Source organism: Streptomyces tirandamycinicus, assembly GCF_003097515.1.
GTDB lineage: Bacteria > Actinomycetota > Actinomycetes > Streptomycetales > Streptomycetaceae > Streptomyces > Streptomyces tirandamycinicus.
The window spans coordinates 5,222,184-5,244,690 of record NZ_CP029188.1; the positions used below are offsets into that span (position 1 = coordinate 5,222,184).

8 protein-coding genes are annotated in these 22,507 nt (G+C 70.2%); 3 read left to right on the top strand and 5 right to left on the bottom strand.

Annotated features, from left to right (window positions below):
* Positions 1 to 39: 39 nt before the first annotated feature.
* The 5 genes from DDW44_RS23095 to bla all read right to left on the bottom strand — a co-directional run bounded on the left by DDW44_RS23095 (position 40) and on the right by bla (position 17,462).
* A complete protein-coding gene (locus DDW44_RS23095; RefSeq protein WP_208648053.1) occupies positions 40 to 11,244 on the bottom strand; it encodes a non-ribosomal peptide synthetase in 11,205 nt (3,734 codons plus the stop codon).
* A gap of 222 nt (positions 11,245 to 11,466) precedes the next feature.
* A complete protein-coding gene (gene lat, locus DDW44_RS23100) occupies positions 11,467 to 12,834 on the bottom strand; it encodes an L-lysine 6-transaminase (RefSeq protein ID WP_108907586.1) in 1,368 nt (455 codons plus the stop codon).
* A gap of 574 nt (positions 12,835 to 13,408) precedes the next feature.
* On the bottom strand, positions 13,409 to 14,200 hold the full coding sequence (locus DDW44_RS23105; protein WP_166802852.1) for an AfsR/SARP family transcriptional regulator: 792 nt from the start codon (positions 14,198 to 14,200) through the stop codon (positions 13,409 to 13,411).
* Between the two features lie 224 nt (positions 14,201 to 14,424).
* Positions 14,425 to 16,011: a penicillin-binding transpeptidase domain-containing protein gene (locus DDW44_RS23110; RefSeq protein ID WP_108907588.1), complete on the bottom strand. Its 1,587-nt coding sequence runs from the start codon at positions 16,009 to 16,011 to the stop codon at positions 14,425 to 14,427.
* 506 nt (positions 16,012 to 16,517) lie between these two features.
* Positions 16,518 to 17,462 carry a class A beta-lactamase gene (bla, locus tag DDW44_RS23115; protein WP_108907589.1) on the bottom strand — a complete coding sequence of 315 codons (945 nt, stop codon included), beginning with the start codon at positions 17,460 to 17,462 and terminating at the stop codon, positions 16,518 to 16,520.
* Between the two features lie 717 nt (positions 17,463 to 18,179).
* On the opposite strand from bla, the gene DDW44_RS23120 reads away from it, so the two are divergent.
* The 3 genes from DDW44_RS23120 (at position 18,180) to DDW44_RS23130 (ending at position 22,496) form a co-directional block, all read left to right on the top strand.
* The gene (locus tag DDW44_RS23120; RefSeq protein ID WP_208648000.1) at positions 18,180 to 19,379 is read left to right on the top strand and encodes an aminotransferase class V-fold PLP-dependent enzyme; all 1,200 of its coding nucleotides are present in this window, start codon (positions 18,180 to 18,182) and stop codon (positions 19,377 to 19,379) included.
* Between the two features lie 45 nt (positions 19,380 to 19,424).
* Positions 19,425 to 20,957: an L-piperidine-6-carboxylate dehydrogenase gene (gene amaB, locus DDW44_RS23125; RefSeq protein WP_108907591.1), complete on the top strand. Its 1,533-nt coding sequence runs from the start codon at positions 19,425 to 19,427 to the stop codon at positions 20,955 to 20,957.
* Positions 20,958 to 21,041: 84 nt separating this feature from the next.
* Complete coding sequence (locus tag DDW44_RS23130) at positions 21,042 to 22,496, top strand: MFS transporter (protein WP_240800740.1); 1,455 nt, start codon at positions 21,042 to 21,044, stop codon at positions 22,494 to 22,496.
* Positions 22,497 to 22,507: the final 11 nt, after the last annotated feature.

Genomic DNA, 22,507 nt, shown 5'->3' on the forward strand with positions numbered 1-22,507 from the left:
GGTGCTGGCGGCTGGATCGGACGCCTGTCCGAATGGGCGTCACATCACGCGGTCGTTCGACGATGAGGCCGAGATGCGCTCGCATATGCCCCTGACCAGGCGCCCGTTGCGTACCCACGAGTGGTGGGTTGCGCCGCGGAGCAGATGCAGCTCGATCGATTCGGCGGGCAGGAGGCGGTCCAGGCCGTTGTACGGCGATGTCCGGTAGAACTCGAACAGCCTGCGCTGCTGGTCGTCGCGCACGATCTCGTTCAGCTCGCCGGCCTTGAACATCACCAGGTTGCCGACGCTCGCGCCGAGTTGCTCCAGATCGGCCCGGTCCGGGGCGTAGTGGTAGTTGATCGGGTCGAGGATGTCCTCGGTGCCGGGGAGCCCGATCGCCGCCGACGCCTGCCGCACGTCGAAGTACGGGTCGATGAGGAACAGATCATCGATCTTCTGGCCCGCGCGCGCCAGCTGCAGGGAGACCTCCAGAGCGAGCACCCCTCCGAAACTCCAGCCGAGGAAGCTGTAAGGACCGGACGGCCGCAGGTTCCTGATGTGCCCGAGGTAGTACTCGGCCAGAGCCTCGAACGACTCCATGGCTGAGTGCAGATGCACGTTGTTGAACAGCACGAGCCGGTGACCGGGAAGCTGCTGCGCGATGTTGCTCAGGTAGCTCTCCGCCCCGCCCTCGCCGGGCGGGAAGACGAACAGGGTGTGCTCCGTGTTCTCCTCGTCCACGAGGATGTACGGCTCGAAGACCTCCTCGGCCGCGGCGTGCGGGACCGCCGGCGTGTGCCCCGTCCTTCCCGCCGCCCCGGACGAGGTGTGGGCCACCAGCCGCTCCAGCCACGTCCTCAGTTCGTCCGTGAACCGCCGGGTGGTGGCCCGGTCGAGCCGGCTGTCGACCACGGTGAGGAGGCGACCGCCGGCGCATCTCATCGTCACGTCGAGGACGAACTGGTCGGCTCCCCCGTTGCGGTCGGAGACGTTGCTGCCCGACATCGCGGAGTCCAGCCGCCAGCCCGCCGACCCGTCCGGTGTCCACCGGTCCTCGTCCGGGAGCCGCCCCAGGTAGTTGAAGCTCACCGACGGAAGGGGTGCCCGCTCGCTGCCGTACCGCCCGAAGAGCGCACCGTAGCCGACACCGTGGTGCGGCACCCGCCGGATGGACTCCTTGGTCGCGAGGATGCTGCGCCCGAGGTCGGACTGGTCCGCCTCGACGGCGAGAGGGTACATCGTCGTGAACCATCCGACGGTGTCCCGGACATCGGGTGCTCCGTCGAACCGCTCGCGGCCGTGCCCCTCGACCGTGAGGTAGTTCCTCGCCCGCCCCGTGACCGACCGCAGCGCCAGGCCGGTCGCCGTCAGCAGCAGGTCGTTCATGTCGGTGTCGTACGCCCACTGGCTCTCGGTGAGCAGGCTCCGGGTGTCCGACGCGCCGAGCGCGAACTCCTCGCGATGCGACGTCGCACCGGGCTGCGCCGACAGCCCGTCCGGGGCCGCCGAGGCCATCCCCTCGGTGATCTCCGCCCAGAGCCTGCGCTCGTCCTCACCGGGGGTGTAGCGCCCCAGGGCCCGGGCCCACTGCCGGTAGCTGCTCGTCTTCTCCTCCAGCTCACCACCGTGGTAGAGGATCTCGAGGTCCTGCGCCAGGATGTGCCAGCTGACGCTGTCGACGATCAGATGGTGCAGCGCGAACCAGACGCGCGCGGAACCGTCGGGGGCCCCGTGCAGATACGCGGCACAGGCGGTCGGGCCGTGTTCGAGGTCGAATCCGCTCTGCCATTCCGCGAGCTGCCTGCTGACCTCCTCGTCCCGCAGGCCCCGCACATCGAGCTCGTGCAGCACGAGGTCAGGGCGGTCGTCGCCGTAGGTCTGGGTGATCCGCGTGCCGTCCCCGTCGCCATCCCCGCCGAAGCCGCGATAGCGCAGGCCGAACGCGTCGTGGTGGGCGACGAGCCGGCCCAGGGCGGTGCGCAGCCTCGCCACGTCGAGCGGTGGTGTCGTGATGGCGAAGTTGTGGTTCCACCAGCCGCGGTCGGCCAGGGGCTTCGCGAAGAACCACTCCTGGATGGGCAGCAGCGGGCAGTCCCCGGTCAGCCGGCCCTGCTCGGGCTCCTCGCCGTCCTCGCCGGTCGCCGTGCGCGACCGTTCGGGCCCGGCCAGGACGTGGTCGGCGAACCGCCGCACCGTCGGGAAGTCGAAGACGTCCTTGACGCCGATCTTGCGCCCGACCTCCCGCTGCACCTGGCCGGCCAGGTGCAGCGCGCTGATGCTGTCGCCGCCCGAGCGGAAGAAGTCGTCGTCGATACCGACCGTGCCGCCGCCCGGCAGCGGCCCGCTCCACAGCTGGCACAGCCGTGCCTCGGTGCGGTTGCGCGGGGCCGCGTAGGCCGCACGGTTCGCCGGGAGGCCGACCCGCGGCAGCGCCTTGGTGTCGAGCTTTCCGTTGACGGTCATCGGCAGCGGCCGGTCGAGTCGCACCAGCAGGGACGGCACCATCCCCGGCATGAGCTTCGCCCGGAGGGCGGCGAAGATCCTGTCCTCGTCGGCGCCCTCGTCGGCGAACTCGTCGGTGCCCGCGCCGGCGTCCTCGCCGCCGGCCGGGTCACCGTCCGCCACGTAGTAGCCGACCAGGCGCGTGACGTCCGGCCTGCGCTCGTCGGCCGCGGCCACGACGGCGCACTCGCGCACCCCGGGACAGGCGGCCAGGACCGCCTCCACCTCGCCGAGCTCGACCCGGAGGCCGTTGATCTTGACCTGCTCGTCGTTCCGCCCGACGTACTCGATCTCGCCCTGCACGGTGCGTCGGACCACGTCACCGGTCCGGTAGAGCACCGCGTACCGGCCGGCCCGGCGCTCGGCCTCGGACCGGAACGGGTTGTCCAGGAAGCGCTCACGGGTGAGCTCCGGCCGGTTCAGGTACCCGTCCGCGACGCACTCCCCGGCCATGTACAGCTCGCCGACCGCTCCCGGCGGGAGCAGCTGCATCGCGTCGCCGAGCACGTACAGCCGGGTGTTCCCCAGCGGTTCGCCGAAGCCGTTCCGGTAGGGCTCACCGGGCTCGAAGCGGCGGCCGGTGTTGTAGACGGCCGTCTCCGTGGTCCCGTAGGCGTTGACGATCGGACCGGAGTACTCGCGCCGGATCTTGTCGAAGTGGCGCTCGTGGAAGGCCTCGCCGGCGACCAGGAGGCACCGCAGATCGGTCAGTTTCGAGAGGTCGAACTGCTGGATCTGCGTGGGTGTGCCGCTCATGTAGGTCAGCCCCGTACGGTTCGCGTACGCGTAGAAGTCGTCGTCGTGGGCCGGTGAGGGCGGCGGGACGATGAGCCGGTGACCCGCCAGGACCGACAGCGCCAGCTGCTCGACGGAGAAGTCGAACACGTAGTTCGCCAGGAACAGCACACCCTCGCGTGAGGTGTCGGGGCCGCCGAAGTAGCGCCCGCCGACCTCCTTCCGGAAGCTGTCCACCGCCCGGTGCTCGACGAGTACGGCTTTGGGTTTGCCGGTGGTGCCGGAGGTGTAGATGGCGTAGGCGAGGTCGGTGCTGCCGGTCTGGGTGGTGGGGTTGTCGGTGGACCGGTAGCCCTGGGGGAGGTGGTCGATGTCCAGTACGGGTGTGTTGTCGGGGGTGGTCAGGCCGCTGAGTCGTTCGTGGTGGGTGGTGTTGGTGAGTACCAGGCGGGCCTGGGTGTCCTGGAGCATGAAGGTGATGCGGTCGTCGGGGTAGCCCGGGTCGATGGGTACGTAGGCGGCGCCGGTCTTCCATACCGCCAGGATGGCGGTGATCATGAGTTCGTTCTTGTCGAGTACGAGGCCGACGAGGTCGTTGGGGCGCAGGGTGGTGACGGATCGCAGGTAGTGCGCGAGCTGGTTGGCGCGTTCGTTGAGTTCCCGGTAGGTCAGCCGCTTCTCGCGGTACACCACCGCGATCTCGTCGGGCCAGGTCGCGGCCTGCTCCTCGAAGACCGCGTGCAGCGTCCGGGCGGGACCGGCGGGGCGGGCCGACGCGTCCTCGTCGCCCGCGCCGGCGGCAAGCAGCGCCGCCCGGCCCGTCTCGTCGACCCGGCTGACCTCCGCCAGCCGGGTCCGGCCCGCGAGCGGCGAGAGCCGGGCGAACTCCGACAGGACGTGCTGGAACACCGAGACGAATCCGCGGGCGCTGGTGTCGTCGAAGAGGGACGCGGCGAAGGTCAGGTTGCCCGCGAGCCCGCCCGGTGTCTCGGACAGGGTGGCCGACAGGTCGAACTTGGTGGGCGTCCAGCCCCCGCCGTCCGGCCTGTACTCGGTCAGCTCCGGCTGCCCGTCCGCCGCGGAGGACTGGCGGGTGCGGTCCGTGACGTTCTGCAGGGTGAAGTTGATCTGGAGGACGGGGTGGCGGCTCGGGTCCTTCTCCAGCTCGAGCTCCTTGACGAGCTGCTCGAACGGCAGCTCGCCGTGCACCTGCGCCGCGACGACGTCCCGGCCGACCGCGCGGACGTAGTCCATCAGCGTCGCGTCCGACTCGACCCGGACCCGCAGCGCGAGCAGGTTGGCGAAGAACCCGATCGTACGGTCGAACTCCGGACGTCCGCGGTTCGCCGAAGGCGTTCCGACCACGAGGTCGTGCTGGCCGGTGTACGTCTGGAGCATGACGCACCAGGCGCCGAGCAGCACGCTGTACAGGCTCACTCCCGCGGACCGGGCCAGGTCCCGCAGCGCCCGGGTGGTCGGCTCGTCGACGGCGAAGTCGAACTCCCGGCCGCGGTAGTCGAACCGGGCGGGCCGCGGGTGGTCCAGCGGCAGCCTGACCGTCTCGAAACCGGCCAGTGCGCCGGTCCAGAACCCGGTCAGCTCGGACAGCCGCCCGCCGGTGAGGTACTGCCGCTGCCAGACGGCGAAGTCCGCGTACGAGCCGTGGACCGCCCCGAGCTCCGTCTCGGGCACTCCACCCAGCAGCGCGGCCAGCTCCCGGCGGAAGACGTCCCACGACCAGCCGTCGAAGCAGCTGTGGTGGAGGACGATGCTCAGGTACAGGCCGCCGCGGGCCGTGCCGAGGTCGAACAGGTCCGCCCGGAGGGGCAGTTCCTCGTGCAGCCGGAAGACGTGCCCGGAGCGCTCGACGAGCCGTTCGTCCAGCTCGGCGGTGCCGTCGACGGTGTGCACGGCGACGTCGAACACGGCCGTCGCGTCGTCCGGTGACAGCGTGTGCTGCCGCCGGACGCCGTCCTCGTCGGTCCTGAGCAGGGTGCGCAGCGCGGGATGGCGGCGCACCAGCGTCCGCAGGGCCGCGGTGACGGCATCCCGGGTCGGCGCGTCGCCGGACGCGCCGACCCGGAGCGCGAACGGGATGTTGTAGGCGGAGGTGCCGCCCTCGAACTCGTCGATGAACAGCAGCCGCTCCTGCGCGAGCGACACCGGGGGGTTCCCGGCGCCCGCGGCCGCGCCTCCCGCGGCCGGCTCGGCGCGGTCGTCGTCCGGCTGCGCGGCCATGTCCCGGATGTGGTCCGCCTGTGCGCCGAGGGTGGTGTGCCGCAGCACGGTGGCGACGCCCAGGCCGCGGCCGAAGGCGGTGGTGATGGCCTGGGCGAGCACCATCGCACGGAGGCTGTCGCCGCCGAGGGCGAAGAAGTCGTCGTGCACGCCCACCCGGTCCGGGGCGATGCCGAGGACCGTGGACCAGATACCGCAGAGCCTGACCTCGACGTCGTTCGAGGGAGCGGCGTACTCGGTGCTGTCGTCCGCGCCGAAGTCGGTCTCCGGAAGCCGCTGCACGTCCAGCTTCCCACTGGGCGTCACCGGGATGTCCGTGATCCTGATGACGCGGGAGGGGACGACGGCCTCGGGCAGCTTCTCGCGCATCCACTGCTTCACGTCCTGCTCGTCGGGCTCGCTGTCGCTCACGTAGAAGCCGACGAGGTACTTCTGGGCTGCCGCGAGCCCCGCGGCACGGTGCTCGCGGGCGATCACCAGGGACCGGGTCACCCCGGGGTAGGACGACAGGGCGGCCTCGACCTCGCCGAGTTCGACCCGCTGTCCGCGGATCTTGACCTGGAGGTCGGTGCGGCCCAGGCACTCCAGCTCGCCGTTGGGGAGCCACCGGACCAGGTCGCCCGTCCGGTAGATGCGCGCGTTCTCCCCCGCCGCCCTCTCCTGCGGCGTCTGGAAGGGGTTGTCCAGGAAGCGGTCCGCCGTCAGCTCGTCACGGTTGAGGTATCCGCGGGTGACGCCGACGCCGCCGATGTACAGCTCGCCCATGCCCCCGACCGGCACCCGCTGCATCGACTTGTTGAGCACGTAGCACGTGGTGTTGGCGACCGGATGACCGATGCTCTTGGTGGCGCGCCGCTCGCCGGGCGCGTACAGCCGCTTGTGGCTCGTGATCGATATCTCGGTGGGGCCGTACCCGTTGATGATGGTGCCCTGGAACATTCCGCGGATCTTGTTGAACACCGGCTCGGTGAAGTCCTCGCCGATGGCGTCGATCCGGGTCAGGGACTTCGTCGTCGAGTAGTCGTACAGCGACAGGACCGAGGGCGTTCCGGAGAGGTAGGTGACCTTCTCGTCGTCGATGTACCGGTACAGGCGCTCGGCGTCGGTGCGCATGGTGTCGTCGAGCACTACCAGCTTCTGCCCGTTGAGCAGGGCGTCGGTCATCTGCTCCACGAAGTGGTCGAAGACGTAGTTGGAGAACGACAGGAGGGCCTCGTCGCCCCGGCGCTTGTCCAGCCCGAACAGCTTCGCCAGGGAGACCTGGAGGTTGACGACTCCCCGGTGCTCGACGAGTACGGCTTTGGGTTTGCCGGTGGTGCCGGAGGTGTAGATGGCGTAGGCGAGGTCGGTGCTGCCGGTCTGGGTGGTGGGGTTGTCGGTGGACCGGTAGCCCTGGGGGAGGTGGTCGATGTCCAGTACGGGTGTGTTGTCGGGGGTGGTCAGGCCGCTGAGTCGTTCGTGGTGGGTGGTGTTGGTGAGTACCAGGCGGGCCTGGGTGTCCTGGAGCATGAAGGTGATGCGGTCGTCGGGGTAGCCCGGGTCGATGGGTACGTAGGCGGCGCCGGTCTTCCATACCGCCAGGATGGCGGTGATCATGAGTTCGTTCTTGTCGAGTACGAGGCCGACGAGGTCGTTGGGGCGCAGGGTGGTGACGGATCGCAGGTAGTGCGCGAGTTGGTTGGCGCGTTCGTTGAGTTCCCGGTAGGTCAGCCGCCTCTCGCGGTACACCACCGCGATCTCGTCGGGCCAGGTCGCGGCCTGGTCCTCGAAGACCGCGTGCAGCGTCCGGGCGGCCGGGAAGGCGGTCCGGGTGCGGTTCCAGGCGTCGAAGCGTTCGAGCACCGCCGGCGGGACGAGCCCGAGGGCGTCGACGCGGCGCGTGGCGTCCTGAGCCACCTGGTCGAACAGTGTCCGGGTGGTGTCGAGCAGCGCGTCGACGGTGGCGTCCTCGAAGAGTTCGCCCGCGTACCACAGCGTGACCGTGAGCTCGTCGCCCTCCTCGCGCGCCACGACGGCCAGGGGGTAGTCGACCTTGTCGGCGTCGTACGCCTTCTCGAAGCGGAGCAGCTCCCGGTGCTCCCGCTCCTCGGCCTCGTCCAGGAGCCGCGGGTAGTTCTCCAGCACGAGCAGCGTGTCGAAGAGCCGGCGCTTCATCCCGGCGGTCTCCAGCCGGCCCAGTTCCACGGCGCTCTTGCTGTTCATCGTGTTCACCGCGGCCTGGATCCCGCTGAGGGCCGAGCCGACGCTCATCCCGGCCTGCTCGTCGTGGTTGACGATCAGCGGCAGCGTGTTGATGAACAGGCCGACCGAGTTCTCGATGCCCTCGATGTGGGGGTTGCGTCCGGACACGATCGTCCCCACCACCGTGGTGTTGCCCCCGCCGATGGCGTAGAGGGCCTTGTGCCACACGAACTGCAGCACCGAGTGCAGCGTGACGCCGTGGGCGGCGCAGACGTCCTTGAGCGCGGCGGTCCGCTCGGCACCGAGGCACAGCTTCCTGGTGCGGTGCTCCCGTACGTGGTCGTAGTCGCTCAGCGCGACCTGGTACCGGATGTCCTCCCTGACCAGCCCACCGAAGTCACCGCGTTCGTCGATGCGCTCGACCTCGCGGGTCCAGTGGTCGACGTGGTCGTTGCGGCGCGCCTCCCAGTCGCGCTGCGACGCCGTGTACGCGCCGTCCACGGCCGGTTCCACCTCGGCACCCCGGAGCAGGCGGAGGTAGGAGCGGTGCACGTCGTCGTGCAGGACCGGCAGGCTCCACCCGTCCAGGATGATGTGATGACAGCTGAAGATCAGCGAGAACAGGTCCTCGCGCTGCTTGACCAGGTAGACCCGGAACAGCCGTCCCGCGGCCGGATCGTACGGCTCGGTCCGGTCCCGTTCCTGAAGCTCCTTGATACGGGCGTCCTGCTCGGCGGGGTCCGCGGTGCCGCTCAGGTCGACGAAGCGCCAGTCGAAGGGCTTGTCGTCGTTGTCGATGATCTGCAGGGGCTGCTCGGCCCACTCGAAACGCAGCCTCAGCGCGGGGTACTTGCGCCGGGCGTGCTGCCAGGCCTCCCTCATCAGCTCGGCGCGGATGGGACGGTGGTAGCGGTGCACTGACTGCATGACGTAGGCGTCGTCGCCGTGCCCGCGCTTCAGGGCGTGGTAGAGCAGCCCCTGCTGCAGGCCGTTCGCGAGGAGCCGGGTGGTGTCGCCTTCGGCCGGGAGGTGCCCGGGGGCCGGCCGCGCCGCCGGCTGCGGACCCTCGAGCCGCTGCCGGTCCAGGTGGTGCGCCAGCTCTCCCAGGGTCCTGAGGGCGAACACGTCCTCGACGCCGATGAGGGCACCCAACCGCTGCCGCAGGCGCGCGATGAGCAGGATGCAGGAGATGCTCTGGCCACCGAGCCGGAAGAAGTCGTCGTCGTCGCCGATCCGTGCCGCCGGCACTCCGAGCACCGTGCTCCAGATCTCGCGGAGCTCGTCGACGACACCGCCGGCCGCAGCCCGCGGACGGCTGCCCCCGCTGCCGGCGGGTACGGGCTTCCCGGCCGGGCGGGCCGGGTCCACCTCGGGCAGCGCACGCCAGTCCGCCTTGCCGTTGACGTTGACCGGGATGCCGTCGAGGCGGACCATGCGCGCGGGGACCATGATCCGGATGAGGCGCTGCTCCAGGAACTCCAGCAGGTCGTCCTCGGTCACCTCCGCCGAGGGCTCCGTCACGTAGTACCCGACCAGGTGGCGGTCGGTGGCACCGCCGGCGCCCTCACGGGCGACGACGACGCACTTGCGCACCCCGGGGTACTCGGTCGCCTGTGCCTCGATCTCGCCGGGTTCGACGCGGACGCCGTTCAGCTTCAGCTGGAAGTCGCTGCGCCCGAGGAACTCCACCTCCCCGGAGGGCAGGACGCGCGCGAGGTCACCGGTCCGGTATATGCGGGAGTTCAGCCCGCGTGCCCTGTCCCGGTCCGTCTGGAACGGGTTGGGCATGAACCGCTCGGCGGTCAGGTCGTCCCGGTTCAGATAGCCCGGGGCGACACCGCAACCGCCGATGTACAGCTCGCCGATGGCGCCGACGGGCAGCTGCTTCAGATCCTGGCTCAGCACGTACCACGTGACGTTCCGGACCGGCCGGCCGATGCTGCGGTCCCTGCGCTCCGTCACACCCGGTGCGAACTCCTTGACGGCGGTGACGAAGGCCGCCTCGGTGAAGGCGTACTCGTTGATGACGAGACCGGAGTACCTCTCGCGGAGCTGGCGCAGCCCCGCCGCCGTCAGTTCCTCGCCGACCAGCAGCAGCTTTCTGAGGCTGGTACAGCCGCTCAGGTCGAAGTGGTGGAGAACCGATCCCGTGGCGTTGAGATAGGTGACCGAGTGCTCCCGGACGTACGCGGGGAAGCCGTCGGGGTCCAGTCTGACGTCGTCGGGGACGATCACCAGGGTCTGCTCGTTGACGAGCGCGATCAGCGTCTGCCTCAGGTGCGGTTCGAAGACGTACGAGGCGAAGAGCGCGACGCGCTCCTCGCCGGGGCGCCGCATGTCGTACCGCTCGGACAGGTCCGTGATGCTGTTCACCACGCTGTCGTGGTACTTGGGGACACCCTTCGGCACTCCGGTGGTGCCGGAGGTGTAGGTGACGTAGGCGAGGTCCCGGCTGTCCAGGGAGAGCCGCGGAGCCTCGCGTACCGCACTCCCCGCGGTCTCCTGCCGCGCCAGCACGGTCTCGATCTCGATGACGCGGACGGAGGCGTGCTGCGGACCGAGCATCTCCCGGAGCCGCGCCGCGTGGTGCCGGTTGGTGACGATGCCGGAGAGGCCGGTGTCACCGACGATGAAGCGCACCCGGTCGGCCGGGTAGGCGGGGTCGATCGGCACATAGGCCGCGCCGGCCTTCCAGATGCCGAGAGTGGCGACGACGCCCAGGTCGCTCTTGTCGAGGTACAGCCCGATGAGTTCCTGCGGCCGTACACCCGTGTCCTCGAGCAGCCAGTGCGCCACCTGGTTGGACCGCTCGTCGACCTCCCGATAGGTCAGGCTGGTGTCGCGGAACACGACGGCCTCACGGTCCGGGGACCGCCGCGCGGCGTCCTCGAACAGCTGGTTGAGCCGCTTCCCCTGCGGGAAGTCGCCGTCGGTGTCGTTCCACCGCCGCAGCTGCTCCCGCTGCTCGGCCGACACCAGTTCGATGTCGAAGACGCGGTCTGCGGGCCGGCCGACGAACTGGCCGAACACCTCGCGCACGACGTCGAGGACGCCGTCGATCGTCCTGTCCTCGAACAGGTCACCCGCGTAGGCCAGCGTCCACTCAAGGCACCCGTCGGCCTCGGCATCCCGCACGACGAGGGCGAGCGGCGCGGGGGGCAGATCGCCCAGGGCCACCTCACGGTCGGTGAGCACGAGCAGGGCGTCGAACAGGCCGCGCCCCAGGATCTCGCCGGGATCGAGGTACGAGTCCTTCCGGCGCAGTGCCTCGTCGAGTTGCCCGGCCGCGTCGAGGCAGGTGATCCCGGCCTGTTCGCTGTGGTCCACCACGACCGGGAGGACGTCGGCGCGCTGCGGGTCGCCCGAACCGGAGGCGTCGACGAGTGCCGCGACCGTCTGGTTCCCATGGCCGTAGGCGCGCATCACGCTGTGCAGGGTGGCCAGCGCGTACGCACCGACCGACACGCCGTCATGGCGGCGCAGGGACTCCTTCAGCGCGGCGTAGTCGCGCCCGCCGACGCGCAGTTCCCGGTGCCGGGTCGCCCGGACACCGGAGTCGTCGTCCCGTACCGCGATCCTGTTGCGCCACTCGTCCTTGAGGAGCATCTCCAGGTCGCAGCGCTCGCTTGACACTCCATCAATTCGGGCAGTCCAGTCCGCGGCGGTCGTCGGATACCGTGCTGACATCATTCGTGGGCTCTCCGTCGTGCGGGATGTATGCGAACGCGCCGTCGGGATGGCGCGGGGAATCGGCCCGGTGGCGTGGGGGTACGGGGCCGCATGCCGTGTGCCGTGCGGTTCCCCGCGGTGGGGACCGCACGCGGCGCGTCAGGGGGCGAGTGGCTCGACGGCGCGCGCCAGTGCCTCCAGGGCCTGGTCGATCTCGTTCTCGCTGATCGTCAGCGGAGGACGGAACCTGAGGCTGCGCTCGCCGCACGGCAGGGCGATCACCCGGTGGTCCCGGTACATCCGTGCCAGGACCTCGTCGCGGCGTCCGGTGTCCGGCAGGTCGATCGCGCACATCAGCCCGCGGCCCCGGGCGTTGGTCAGGCTCCGGGGGTGCCCGGTGGCCAGGGCCTCCAGGCCGTCGCGCAGGTACTTGCCGCGATGGACGACGGTGTCGAGGAGCCCCGTCCGCTCGATCGTCTCCAGGATCCGGGTGGCCCGCACCATGTCGGCGAGGTTGCCGCCCCAGGTCGAGCTGATGCGGGAGGACACGGTGAACACGTTGTCCGGCACCTCGTCGACCCGGCCGCCGCCCATCACGCCGCAGACCTGGGTCTTCTTGCCGAACGCCACCACGTCGGGCTGCAGGTCGAACTGCTCGTAGGCCCACGCGGTGCCGGTGATCCCGCAGCCGCTCTGGACCTCGTCGAGGACGAAGAGGGCGTCGTACTCGTGGCAGAGCCGCTGCATCTCCTGCAGGAACTCGGCACTGAGGTGGTTGTCCCCGCCTTCGCCCTGGATCGGCTCGGCGATGAAGCAGGCGATCATCCCGTCCGCCGCGCGGAAGGCGGTCTCGGCGGCCTCCAGGGCCCGCCCCTCGGCCTGCCGGTTGGCGTCGGCGTGCTCGCCCAGCGGGTGCCGCAGGGCGGGCGAGGGGATGCGCGGCCAGGCGAACTTGGGGAAACGGCCGGTCTTCGCCGGCTCGGTGTTCGTCAGCGACATGGTGTATCCGCTGCGGCCGTGGAAGGACCGCTCCAGGTGCAGCACCTGCAGGCCGTCGGCGGCCCGCTCGTCCAGACCCAGCTTCTGCGCCTTCCAGTCGAAGGCCACCTTGAGCGCGTTCTCCACGGCCAGCGCCCCGCCGTCCACGAAGAACAGATGCGGCAGCCGGGGATCGCCGAGCACCCTGGCGAAGGTCTCGACGAACCTCGCGTACGGGACCGAGTAGATGTCCGGGTTGGAAGGCTTGTTGACGGCTGCTGCGGCCAGCTCCCGCATGAACTCCGGGTCGTCGGAAACGCAGGAGGGATTAATGCCGAGCGGAGCCGATGAAAAGAAGGAGAAGAGATCGAGATAGCGGTTCCCCGTGATCGCGTCCACCAGCCAGGTGCCCGAACTGGCGGAGAGGTCGAAAACGAGGTCGTAGCCGTCGACGAGCACATGAGACTCGAGTGCGCGATGAACGTCCCGAGCCTGCAGGCTTGCCGTTTCCGAAGGGGCGAGATCGGGTCGGATTTCTTGTTCACCCATGTTGTGAAAACTCCCGTAGAGCATGATGAAGTGCCAGGACTTTCACGCGCTGTCCGGCTGCGGCGGCAAGGGCGGGGATGGTTCGGGTTGTCGCTGGAATTGTCCGGCGGCAGATCGGAATTCCGCACTGTGACGCTAACGGGCACTGCTCTCGGTGGCCTCTTTTTGCTCTCTCTGTGTTCTCTTTCGGGTTTTCGGAAAAGGGGTGGGAGGTGCCTCTGTTTCTTTCGTCAAGGCACCTCTGCCGGGTTTGGGGTGGTTCGTGGTTCGGGGGTCGTCCTTTGCGTGCGTCTGTCGCGGACCGGTCGGTGTCGCCGGGCGAATGCCGCCGGCTGAACGTTTCCTCTGGGAACTGCTCGCCGGCACGGTGGGCACGGCGGCATTCGGCCTTCGAGGCGTCCGGAGACTGCCGCCGGTGTCCGTCCGGAGGGGATCGGGCCGACCCGGACCCGCTTCCCGGGCATACGGCGCCGGGCCCGCGGGTGCCCAAGCGTCAGGGGCGGTGAAACCGCCGGAACGGAAGAGCCGGAGCGCACGGGGCAGCGCTCCGGCCGGTCCTCCCGAATGGTTCTGCTCAGTTCACGCCGGCGCTGTTGTGCAGGGCCTTCTCGTCCTGCCGCAGGATGGCCTGCATGACTCTCGTCATCCTCTCCCCGGGGCTGATCCCGACCTGGTCCCGCAGGATGTTCTTCGCCCGGTGGAACACCTGTATCGCGTCGGCCTGGCGCCCCTCCGCGTAGTAGGCCTTCATCAGGCTGACGCACAGGTCCTCTCGTAGGGGGTCGCGGCAGACCAGTTCCGACAGCTGTGCGATCGCATCGCCGTAGCGCCCGAGACCGACGTCGACCAGGGCGCGCAGCTCGAACGCCGCGGTTCGCTCCTCCTGCAGGGTCTCCGCCCTCAGCCGCAGCCGGCTGGAGGTGACGTCGGCGATGGCGGGCCCGTTCCACAGGGCCAGCGCCGAGTCGAGCCGCTCGGCCGCCTCCTTGTGCTCTCCGCGCGCGTGCAGCTCCCGGGCGGCGCGTACCTTCTCCCGGAAGGCGAACAGGTCGACGGACTCGGGCGGTGTTCGCAACTCGTAGCCGCGTTCGTGGGATCCGAGGACGTCGCGGGGAAGCCCCGCGTCCGACAGGGCCGTACGGACCATCCAGGCCGAGGTCTGCAGCTGTCCCGAAACGGTCAGGGGCGGCTCACCGTCCCAGGAGTCCTCGATGATCGTTTCCTTGGAGACGACCTGTCCGGGACGCAGCGCCAGGGAGGCGAGGAACCGCCTCTGCCGCTGTCCGCGGATTGGAGTCGGCACGGTGTCCCTCATGAGGCTCACCGGGCCGAGAAGCCGAATCGTCACATCATTCCAGGTGTTCATGGCGGTCCCTCTTGTGAAGGAACCACGCCCTCGCCCGAGAAGGGGTGGACATGGCATCGGCGTGTACTGACGTGTCAGACGTGGGGGAAAGGGGGCCGTCGAGCGGCCGTGCGCCGGTCCTCCGGGGAGGACGGGCGTGCTCATCGGGGCGGGGCCCGTGCGCGCTCCACCGTCGCGCTCCGGCAGCCCTGTTCAGTACCGGGAGCGCGGGGATTCCCGGCGTGTCACCGGGCGAGGTTCCTCAGGAACCTCGCCGCGATCGGACCCGCGTCGGAGCCGCCCGAACCGCCGTCCTCCAGCAGGACCGACCAGGCGAGATCGCGGTCACCCTGGTACCCGATCATCCAGGCGTGCGTGGGCGGCGGGGTCGCGGTGCCGAACTCCGCCGTGCCCGTCTTCGCGTGCGGCTCGCCGGAGATGCCCCTGAGGGCCCGTCCGGCACCGTCGGTGACGGTCGCGCGCATCATGGAGCGCAGGGCGCGGACGACCCCTTCGTCCAGCCGGGCGTGGGGCTCGAACCGGTTCTTCACCGCGTCGGGTACCAGGAGGGGCTGCTTGAAGGCGCCCTCCTTCACCGTTGCCGCGACCGAGGCCATGACCAGGGGTGAGGCCTGCACCCGGGCCTGCCCGATGGCGGCTGCGGCTTTGTCGTTGTCGCTGGTGGAGACCGGGACGCTGCCGTCGTACGTGGTGGCGCCGACGTCCCAGTCCCCGCCGATGCCGAACGCCTCGGCGGTCTCATGCAGGGTGGATCCGGAGAGCCTGTTGCGGGCGTTGACGAAGAAGGTGTTGCAGGAGTGGGCGAAGTTGTCCCGGAACGTGGCTTCGGCGGGCAGTACGAACTGGTCCTGGTTCTCGAAGCGCTGGCCGTTGACGTAGGCGAACTTCGGGCACTCGCCGCGGTCCGACGGCTTCATGCCCTGCTTCAGCAGGGCAGCGGCGGTCACCACCTTGAAGGTGGAGCCCGGGGGGTAACGGCCTGCCAGCGCCCGGTTCATCCCGGCGGGTGTGTTCGCGGCGGCCAGGATGTGACCGCTGGAGGGTTCGACGGCCACGATCGCCGCGTTCTTCGCCACTCCGTCCAAGGCCTCGGCGGCGGCCTCCTGCACCTCCGGTTCGACGGTCGTCCGCACCGGTTGGCCCGGGGGCTCCTCGGCGGCGGTGAGCTGCTTCACCACCTGGCCCGAGCGGCGGTCGACCACCACGACCGACTTCGACGGGCCCGAGCCGCCCATGAGCCGGCGGTCGTAACGCGCCTGCAGACCTGACACTCCCTTACCGGTCTTGGGGTCGACCGCCCCGACGAGGGAGGCGGCCCGCAGCTCGTCGCCGTTGGCGTCGAGGACGGCGGCGCGCTCCCGCGACTTCAGGGCGAGCGTCTGCCCCGGAACCACCGCGGGATGCACCAGCCCGGAGTGGAACTCGACCTTCCATACGTCACCCTGCTCGACGAGCTTCGCCCTGGAGCGCCAGGCGTAGTCGCCGGCCCCCGGAAGGGCCATTCTCACGGTGAACGGAACCTCTACCTCCCCTCCCTCCTTCCGCTCGCCGCGGCCGGCGCCGATGTCGGTCCTCGACGGCTCGAGGTTCGTCATGACGGATGTGATCAACGACTCGGCGTTGCCCGGGGTGTCCGTGAGCAGGCCTGCCCGTCGGGCGTCACCCGCCTCCCATGCGCTGAGGAACCGCTCCAGTTCCGCGGTCGCGGCCGCCACGCGGGGATCCTCGCCGTCGTCGCCGAACAGTGCGGTGTACGCCCAGTAGCCGACCCCTCCCGTCACGGCCAGCGCGGCGACCGCGGAGACAACCATCCGAACTGAAGATCGACGTCTGCGGTACAGCGGGAATTCGCCATGGATGTCGGAACCCGTCATGCGGCCCAGGGTAAGTGTGCTCGCTCGGCCGCGACCGTTCCCCGAGCCTCGTTCAAGCCAGTTGAGGCGTGAAAGAACCGGCGGTCGATGAGCTGGCAGGTCTACCGAAGCCGCTGGTGGGGCGGTTTCAAGGGGCTCCGCCGGCCATGCGTACAGGGAGAGGTGCGCATGAATCGGTCAGCGTCCGCGCCGGCTCGATTGGGCTAGACCACTGGTGGGAGTTGCCTCGGAATCATCTCTCAGTAGAGCCGAAATGGCTGAATCCCATTGCTCCTGAGGGGCGGTCCGAGTGCCGGTGCGGCGAGCGGCCTCCAGGCGCCCGATCTCCGTGGGACGCGCGCTTGCGCCGTTCCTCACCACGCTCTTCGTCGCCCCCGGCGGTGGACGCCGGCCGCGACCGGCCGGGGCACACGGTGGCGGGGCCGGCCGGCCCCGCCGTGCCGCTACCCCAGTGTGTCGGCGACCACGGAAGCCGCTTCCGCGATCAGCCGGTCGTCGTGGTCGGCGTCCCGGCGCAGGCCGTTCGACATGATCGCCATGACGATGGGCGCGGAGTCGGGGGGCCACACCACGGCGATGTCGTTGCGGACGCCGTAGCTGCTCCCGGCTCCGGCCCGGTGGCCGACCATCCAGTCCTTGGGCACCCCGGCCTTGATGAGCTCGGATCCCGTGGCGCTGGTGCGCAGCCACTCGGTGAGCTGGGCGCGTTCGCCCTTGCCGAGGGCGTCTTCGAGTACGTACGCGCGCAGGTCGCGGGCCAGCGCCCGCGGGGTGCTCGTGTCGGAAAGGGAGCCCGGGGACCACTCGTTCAGCTGCGTCTCACGGCGCTCCATCCGGGTGACGTCGTCGCCGATCTCCTCCAGTGCGGCGTCGAGACCCCGGGGGCCGCCCAGCTCGTCGAGCAGCAGGTTGGCCGCCGTGTTGTCGCCGAGGCGGACGGCGGCGTCGCACAGTTCGGCCAGGCTCATCCCGGTCCCCACGCGCTTCGCGGTCACCGGAGAATGAGGGACCAGGTCGTCCGCCGAGTACGTGATCACCTGGTCCAGCCCGCTCAGGGAGTGCTCGCGCAGCACGGCGCCGGCGGCCAGGACCTTGAACGTGGACGCGTAGGCGAATCTCTCGTCCTCGTTGTGTGCCACCTCCCGCCCGGTGCCGGTGTCGACCGCGTAGACGCCGAGTCTCGCCTCGAACCTGTCCTCGAGCTCGGCGAACTCGCGGACGGCCGACGTCGCGGTGGGTCCCGCTCCCGGCGTCGTGGCGACGGGAGACGCCGATCCGGGGGGAGCCGATGTGGCAGGGGATCCGTCGCCGCCGCAGGCGGCCAGCGGGACGAGAGCGACCACGGTGAGAACCGCGGCGACGGCGCGCCGGGCGCGGACATACTGCACGATGCAAACCTCCGGGCGGCCCCGTACGCAGCGCGCACGAAGGATGTGACCGACCGCCCCATCCCGAGGGGCGATCACGATCGGTCATCATTCCGCCCGTGCTCCGACGCGGTCAAATCCGCTTATGTGGAGGTGCGTACCGATCTCACCGACATAGGCGGTTTCCCGCCACCGGCGGTCGCGGGTGCGCTCGGTGAGTTCGAAGGTGCACGGGCCCGAGTTCGGAGGAACGGGGGAGTGGGAGGCGGCGGCAACCGCCCAGGATATGGCCGTGCGGCGATCCGGAAGCGGTTTCGGGCCGGACCGTGCGGGGCGATGTGGGAGCGCGGGCCGCGCATCCGCGGGCACGCCGCGGAAATTCCGTTCAGGAGCGCCCTCGGGAGGCACGGAAGTGATGTGGTGCGAGTCGGCGGCCCGTTCCGGCGTTGCGGTGCTCCCCACTCTCGAGGATCTCTCCGGAAACTCTCCGCGCTCTCTTTCGGATGGACCTGAAGTGCCGCAACTCGCTCGCCCGGCGTGCCATTTCTGTGAACGTCGGAAGATCGGATGGACAGCCCCCGAGTGGATGCCTAAGCTGACCTGGCTCCCCTTCGGTCAAGGGGTGGCCCTTGGCCTCCGGAAGGTCCTTCAGTTCCACGGCGGCGACGCTCCTTTGTGCGGCGCATTCCACCGGGTGCGCACGGCAGGCAGAATTCTCTGGGTGGGGGAACCACGAATATGAGCGTTTCCGGCTGGGCCGCTGCCCGTGCGGGCATGATGCTCGACCCCACGGCCGTCAACCTCAACACCGGGTCCGGCGGGCCGCTTCCGCGCCGCGTCTTCGAGCGCGTCACCGGTCTCCGCGGCCGGCTCGCCGATGCCCCGATGGACTTTCTGCTGCGCGGTGTCCCGCCGCTGCTGTGGAAGGCGCGTGAGCGGCTGGCCGGCTTCCTGGGCGGGGACCCGCGCCGCCTGGTGCTCACCACCAATGTGACCGGAGCCGTCAACCTGGTGGCTTCGTCCCTCGATATCGCCGGACCGGGTGAAATCCTGCTCACCGACCACGAGTACGCGCCGATGAGGTGGTGCTGGGAGCGAGTGGCCCGGCGGCTGGGACTGGAGCTGAAGACGTTCCGGCTGCCGGCCATGCCCTCCGACGCCGGTGAGGTCGTCGACGCCGCCGTCGCCGCGATGACCCCGCGCACACGGCTGCTGTTCTTCAGCCATGTGGTCTCCTCCACCGGACTGGTACTTCCGGCAGAGGAGTTGTGCGAAGAGGCCCGTCGGCGGGGCGTGGTGACCGTCGTCGACGGTGCCCACGCCCCGGCCTTCCTCGACCTGAAGCTGTCCGGAATACCGTGCGACTATTACGTGGGCAGTGGGCACAAATGGCTGCTGGCACCCACTGGTGTCGGTTTTCTGCACTTCGGAGAGGGTCTCGGGGAAAGCCTTCAGCCGATGCAGGTGAGTTGGGCGTACCAGACCCCGGAGGGAAGCGGACATCCGGACGAGCCCGATCAGTTCGGCAGCACCCCGCGGCTGCGCAGGCTGGAATGCGAGGGAACGCGGGACATCTGCCCGTGGCTCGCGGTGCCGGAGTCCATCGACTTCCAGGCGGAACTCGGGCACGACGGGATTCGCAGGCGCATGCGCGAACTCGCCGACCATGCGCGCCGGCAGCTCGGTGACGGGTTCGGAATGGAACCGGCCACGCCCGAGCCGGCGGCGCTGTCCGGCGGGATGGTGGCGTTCCGACTTCCCGAGGGAACGAAAGCGGCCGAACTGCGCCGCGGTCTCTGGGAGCGCTTCCGTATCGAGACCGCGGTGGCCGAGCGGCCCGACCGGTCTCTGATCCGGGTCTCCGCCCACTTCTACACGACCGAGGCCGAGATCGACTTCCTGGCCGAGGCGCTGCGGGAGCTGACCGGGGTCCGGTGACCCAGCAGTGGAACCGGGACTCGACCTGAACGACGAGGAGTAGTCATGACAGCAGTCAGCAGCACCGACCACATCCGTACCAGGGCGGAGGACGCTCTCGCACGCTGCGGGGTCGAACTCACCGCGGTGAAGGGCGACTCCCTGTCCGCCCGGACCCCGATCACCGGCCAGGAGCTGTTCGGTCTGCGTGCAGGCACCCCGGCGGACGTCGATCGGGCCGTCGAGGCCGCGCACGCGGCGTTCCTCGTCTGGCGGACCGTCCCCGCTCCGGTGCGGGGCGCGCTGGTCAAGCGGTTCGGCGAGTTGCTCACCGAGCACAAGGAGTCCCTTGCCGACCTGGTCACCGTGGAGGCGGGCAAGATCCGCTCCGAGGCGCTCGGCGAGGTGCAGGAGATGATCGACATCTGCGACTTCGCGGTGGGCCTGTCCCGGCAGCTCTACGGCCGCACCATGCCCTCCGAGCGCCCCGGCCACCGCCTGATGGAGACCTGGCACCCGCTCGGCGTGGTCGGCGTGATCAGTGCCTTCAACTTCCCGGTGGCCGTGTGGGCATGGAACACCGCGGTGGCCCTTGTCTGCGGTGACACCGTGGTCTGGAAGCCGTCCGAGCTCACCCCGCTGACCGCGCTGGCCTGCACCGCACTGCTGGACCGCGCCATCGCCGACACCGGAGCCCCGGCCGGCCTCAGCCAGGTCGTGCTCGGTACGGCGGATTCCGGCACGCGACTGGTGGACTCACCGCTGGTGCCACTGGTCAGCGCGACGGGCTCGACCCGGATGGGCCGCGCGGTGGGCCCGCGGGTGGCCGCCCGGTTCGGACGCACCATCCTGGAACTCGGGGGGAACAACGCGGCCGTGCTGACGCCCTCGGCCGACCTCGATCTCGCCGTGAACGCCGTCGTCTTCGCCGCCGCGGGCACGGCGGGACAGAGGTGCACCACCCTCCGCAGGCTCATCGTGCACGCCGATGTCGCCGACGCCGTGGTCGAGCGGCTCGTCGCCGCGTACCAGCGGCTCCCGATCGGCGACCCGTTCCCGGAGACGACCCTGGTCGGACCGCTGGTGAACGCGGAGGCCCAGGCCAGGATGCGAGAGTCCCTCGACCGCGCCGTCGAGGAAGGCGGCATTCTGTGCACCGGCGGCGAGCGGCAGCTCACGGAGGAGGCGCCCGACGCCGGCTACGTCAGGCCCGCCATCGTGCGGATGCCCGCACAGACCGCCGTCGTGCGTGAGGAGACCTTCGCCCCCATCCTGTACGTCCTGACCTATCGCGACCTCGACGAGGCGATCCGGCTGAACAACGAGGTACCGCAGGGGCTGTCGGCCGGGATCTTCACCGGCGACCAGGGCGAGGCCGAGCGGTTCATGGCGGCCGACGGCGCGGACTGCGGCATCGTCAACGTCAACATCGGCACGTCGGGTGCGGAGATCGGCGGTGCCTTCGGCGGGGAGAAGGAAACCGGTGGCGGCCGCGAGTCCGGCTCCGACGCCTGGCGGTCCTACATGCGCCGGGCGACCAACACGGTGAACTACTCGGGCCGGGTGGCGCTGGCGCAGGGGGTGGACTTCTCCCAGTAGACCGGCGGAAAGGAACGGGGGATTCAGGCGGCGGCCCGGCTCCCAGGGGAATTCCCAGCCGGCGAAACGTTTCCGGGGGAGGACATGCGAGGCAGGGAAACACCCAGGACGATTCTCGCGCTGGCGTGCGTGGCGCAGTTCATCGTGCTCTTCGACGTCTCGGTGATCACCGTCGCGCTGCCTTCGATGCAGGAGGACCTCGGGTTCGACCCGGCGAACCTGCAGTGGGTGGTCACCGGTTACGCCCTGGCCTTCGCGGGACTGCTGCTGCTGGGCGGACGGCTGGGCGATGTGTACGGCCACCGGCGCGTCTTCCTCGGCGGCCTCTCGGTGTTCGTCGTCGCCGGTGTGATCGGCGGTCTCGCGACCACCCCCGCGGTGCTGATCGCGGCCCGCGCGGTGAAGGGAGCCGGTGCGTCCGTACTCGCGCCGCTCGCCCTGACGATGGTGACCACCACTTTCCCCGAGGGCCACCGGCGGACCAGGGCGCTGGCCGTCTGGACCGCGGTGAGCCTGGCCGGCGGGGCTTCGGGCAACCTCTTCGGCGGGATACTCACCGAGTACCTGTCCTGGCGGACCGTGCTGCTGGCCAACGTGCCGATCGGGGTTCCGGTGCTGCTGTTCGCCGCCCGCCGGCTCGCTCGGCGTGACGGACCGCGGCGGAGCGGCCGGCTCGACGTGCCGGGCGCGCTGCTGGCCACCGTGGCCCTGGCCCTGATCACCCTGGGCATCACCCAGGCCCGTACACACCACTGGACCGACCCCGCCACGGCACTGCCCGTCGCGGGCGGGAGCGTCGCCCTCGCCGCGTTCGTGGTCTTCGAGCAGAGGTTCGCCCGGCAACCCCTCGTCCCGCCGAGCCTGTTCGGGCTGCCCGGAGTCGGCTGGGGCAACCTGGCGATGCTGCTGGCCGGCGCCGGATTCCACATACCGGTCTGGTACTTCCTGACCTTGACCATGCAGGAGGTGCTGCACTACAGCGCCGCGCAGACGGGGCTGGGGTTCCTCCCGCACACGGTGGTGATGCTGCTGGTCGGGCTGTTCGCGACACCGCGGCTGATGCGGTACGTGCAGGCTCGCACCCTGATATCCGCCGGTGCGCTCGTCGCAGCCGCCGGTTTCCTGTGGCAGAGCGGGGTGACCGCGGACAGCGGCTACCTCGACGGCATCCTCGGCCCGGCGGTGGTGATCTCCCTCGGGGCGGGCCTGGTGAGCACCCCGCTGACCACGGCCGTCACCTCGGGGGTCGGGTCCGCCGACGCCGGTGCCGCCTCCGGTCTGGTCAACACCACGCGGCAGTTCGGCGGAGCGTTCGGCCTCGCCGTGCTGCTCACCGCCACCGCGAACGACTCCGCCGACACGCCCGCCGCGATCGTCGACGGCTTCGGACACGCGTTCCAGGGCATGGCCGCCATCATGCTGGCCCTGGCGGCGCTCGCGACCCTCCTGCCCGCGCAGCTCCGGCCCGCCCGCAGGGGACTGCGGCCGGGCGGCGGCCCGTCGCAGGTCGGTGCCGACCACGGCAGGTCCGCCACCTGACCCTCCCAGCG

What these genes read in the sequence shown, in the direction of transcription:
- DDW44_RS23120 (WP_208648000.1), top strand. Translation starts at nt 18,180, where the DNA reads ATGAGCGTTTCCGGCTGGGCCGCTGCCCGTGCGGGCATGATGCTCGAC.
- DDW44_RS23105 (WP_166802852.1), bottom strand. Translation starts at nt 14,200, where the DNA reads ATGAACACCTGGAATGATGTGACGATTCGGCTTCTCGGCCCGGTGAGC.
- amaB (WP_108907591.1), top strand. Translation starts at nt 19,425, where the DNA reads ATGACAGCAGTCAGCAGCACCGACCACATCCGTACCAGGGCGGAGGAC.
- lat (WP_108907586.1), bottom strand. Translation starts at nt 12,834, where the DNA reads ATGGGTGAACAAGAAATCCGACCCGATCTCGCCCCTTCGGAAACGGCA.
- DDW44_RS23110 (WP_108907588.1), bottom strand. Translation starts at nt 16,011, where the DNA reads ATGGTTGTCTCCGCGGTCGCCGCGCTGGCCGTGACGGGAGGGGTCGGC.
- DDW44_RS23130 (WP_240800740.1), top strand. Translation starts at nt 21,042, where the DNA reads ATGCGAGGCAGGGAAACACCCAGGACGATTCTCGCGCTGGCGTGCGTG.
- DDW44_RS23095 (WP_208648053.1), bottom strand. Translation starts at nt 11,244, where the DNA reads ATGCTCCTCAAGGACGAGTGGCGCAACAGGATCGCGGTACGGGACGAC.